Source organism: Xanthomonas sp. SHU 308, assembly GCF_000364645.1.
GTDB lineage: Bacteria > Pseudomonadota > Gammaproteobacteria > Xanthomonadales > Xanthomonadaceae > Xanthomonas_A > Xanthomonas_A sontii.
This window is the reverse complement of record NZ_AQOK01000577.1, coordinates 1-2,640: the sequence shown is the minus strand read 5'-3', so window position 1 is coordinate 2,640 and position 2,640 is coordinate 1. Positions and strand designations below refer to the sequence as shown.

The following is a 2,640-nucleotide window of genomic DNA, read 5'->3' as shown; positions in this document are numbered from 1 at the left end:
CCAGCGCGGCCGGCTCGCTGCCCAGCGCCGCCAGCGCGGCCGGATCGGGCAACTGCTGCAGCAGCGCCGCCTGGAAGCTGTCGCCGGCGCCGACCGTATCGACCACCTGCACCACGCGGCCGGGCACGCGCGCTTCGCTGTCGCCGCGCCAGGCCACCGCGCCGTCGCCGCCGAGGGTCATCACCACCAGCGAGGGCCCCTGCTGCAGCCAGCTGCGGGCGATGGCGAACGGATCCTGCTGCGGATACAGCAGCTCGATGTCCTCCTGGCTGACCTTGACCACGTGCGCCAGCGTGATCCAGCGCGCCAGCCGCGCGCGCCACACCGCCATGTCCGGCTCCACCGTCGGCCGCACGTTCGGGTCCAGCGAGATCAGCCGCTGCCCGCGCTCGCGCTCGGCCAGTGCCTGGAAGGTGCTGGCGGTGGTCTCGGCGACCAGGGTGTAGGAACCGAAATGCAGGCCGCCGACGCGCGCGTCCAGCGCCGGCAGGTCGGCCTCGGTCAGCGCGCGGTCGGCGCAGCCGGTGCCGTAGAAGGCGTAGTTGGGCACGCCGCCGGCGTCGAGCGCGACCATCACCAGGGTGGTGGCCTCGCGCTTGTCGATGCAGTAGTCCAGGGCCACGCCTTCGCCTTCGAGGGTGGCACGCAGCTGGCGGCCCAGCGGGTCGGTGGACAGGCCGGTGAACAGCGCCGACGGCGCGCCCAGGCGGGCCAGGCCGATGGCCACGTTGAACGGCGAACCGCCCTGGCGCGCGGTCATCCCGACCGAGGTGCCGGCGTAGCCGTCGATGAAGATGTCGTACAAGGCCTCTCCGCACACCACGAACATCGAACCGCTCCTCGTCAGGTTGCAGCGCGCCGGCCGGCGCGATGGGGCGGCTATTGTGGCGTACCTGCTGCGGCGCGGCGACCGTGTGTGGGGTAGGCAGGAGCATGCGAGGACCAGGCTGGCTGGCGCCGCGAACCCTCATCCGCCCCTGCGGGGCACCTTCTCCCAGTGGGAGAAGGGAAAAGCCATAGCCCCTCTCCCGTCGGGAGAGGGGTTGGGGTGAGGGTACGGGCGCGCAGCGCCTCATGGACCGCACACCCCACCCACAACGCCTTGCCGCCGCCCCTGCGATAGTCGCCGCCTCCCCCAGCCAGCCTCCAAGGACGCCCCATGAAAATCCTGCTCGCCGGCGCCACCGGCCTGGTCGGCGGCCACGCGCTGCGCCAGTTGCTGGCCGCCCCCGCCTGCAGCGCGGTGATCGCGCCGACCCGGCGCGCGCTGGCCATGACCCATCCCAAGCTGCACAACCCGGTGCTCGACTTCGACGCGCTGCCGGCACGTGCACCCTGGTGGCAAGTGCAGGCGGCGATCTGCGCGCTCGGCACCACGATGCGTCAGGCCGGCTCGCGGGAGGCGTTCCGCCGGGTCGATCACGACTATCCGCTGGCGATCGCGCGGCTGCTGCGCCAGCACGGCACCGAGGCCTTCGCGCTGAACTCCGCGCTGGGCGCGAATCCGCGGTCATGGGCCTTCTACAACCGGGTCAAGGGCGAGTTGGAACACGACCTGCGCGCGCTCGGCTTTCCGTCGCTGACCCTGGTGCGGCCCGGCCTGATCGGTGGCGAGCGTGCGCAACGCCGCCGCGGCGAGCATGCCGCCAGCGTGGTGTTGCGCGCGCTCGGGCCGCTGCTGCCGCGGCGCTACCGGATCAACCCGGCCGAACGTATCGCCGCGGCGCTGGTCGATGCCGCGCTGCGGCCGCGGTCGGGCGTGCAGATCGTCGATGCGGCGCAGTTGGTTTAGGGGCTGGGATTGGGGATTGGGGATTGGGGATTCGGGATTGGAGCGCGCGAGTGCATAGCATTGCGTGCGATGCACATTGAAGCCGCTTTGCGATGGGGCGGACGTTCGTGCGCGATGTAGGCGCCCGCGTCTGCACCGCGAGCAGTCACGCAGTTCTTCGCCGCGGTGCCTCGTGTGCCTGGACCAGGCCGGGCGCGACCTTCCTCAAGCGCCCAGCGACTGCCCGCCGTCCACCGCCAGCACCTGGCCGGTGATCCAGCGTGCCTGCGGCGAGGCCAGGAAGAGTGCCGCGTTGGCGACGTCGTCGATCGCGCCGAAGGCGCCGAACGGAATGCTGGCGCGGATCTGCCGGTACAGCTCGGGCTGCTGCTGGCGACGCTGCTCCCATAGGCCGCCGGGGAACTCGATGGAACCGGGCGCGATCGCATTGACCCGGATCCGCTCGCGCGCCAGCTGCGTCGCCAGGGTGGTCGTGTAGTAGTTCAGCGCCGCCTTCGCCGCCGAGTACGCCGGCACCCGCGGTGTCGGCCGCAGGCCGTTGATCGAGCTGATGTTGAGGATGCAGCCGCGACCACTGCCGCGCAGGTGCGGCAACGCGGCGCGGTTGCAGCGCACCGCGGCCATCAGGTCGATGTCGAAGCCGGCCTGCCAGCTCGCATCGTCGTCGCCATGGCCGTAGCCGGAGGCGTTGTTGATCATCACGTCGATGCCACCCAGTGCGTCCGCGGCCTGGGCCACCCAGGTCTGGATCTGCGCGGCGTCGGCCAGATCGCAGCACTGCGCCGCGACCGGGTGGCCGTGGCGCTGCAGCTGCGCGGCGGCGTCGGCCAGCGGCGCGGGACTGCGCG

At 72.1% G+C, this 2,640-nt stretch carries 3 protein-coding genes; 1 reads left to right on the top strand and 2 read right to left on the bottom strand.

What is annotated here, in order from left to right; genetic code table 11:
* Positions 1 to 829, bottom strand: an 829-nt coding sequence (locus tag D588_RS0116785) for a carbohydrate kinase (RefSeq protein ID WP_026143807.1), incomplete at its 3' end; no start/stop codon positions are given.
* 330 nt (positions 830 to 1,159) lie between these two features.
* On the opposite strand from D588_RS0116785, the gene D588_RS0116775 reads away from it, so the two are divergent.
* Entirely contained in the window at positions 1,160 to 1,792 is a 633-nt protein-coding gene (locus D588_RS0116775; RefSeq protein WP_017916801.1) for an NAD-dependent dehydratase, read from the top strand.
* A 204-nt stretch (positions 1,793 to 1,996) separates the two neighbouring features.
* Here the strand turns inward: D588_RS0116775 and D588_RS0116770 are convergent.
* Positions 1,997 to 2,640: SDR family oxidoreductase (locus tag D588_RS0116770; protein ID WP_017916800.1), on the bottom strand; the 644-nt coding region annotated here is incomplete at its 5' end.

What these genes read in the sequence shown, in the direction of transcription:
- D588_RS0116775 (WP_017916801.1), top strand. Translation starts at nt 1,160, where the DNA reads ATGAAAATCCTGCTCGCCGGCGCCACCGGCCTGGTCGGCGGCCACGCG.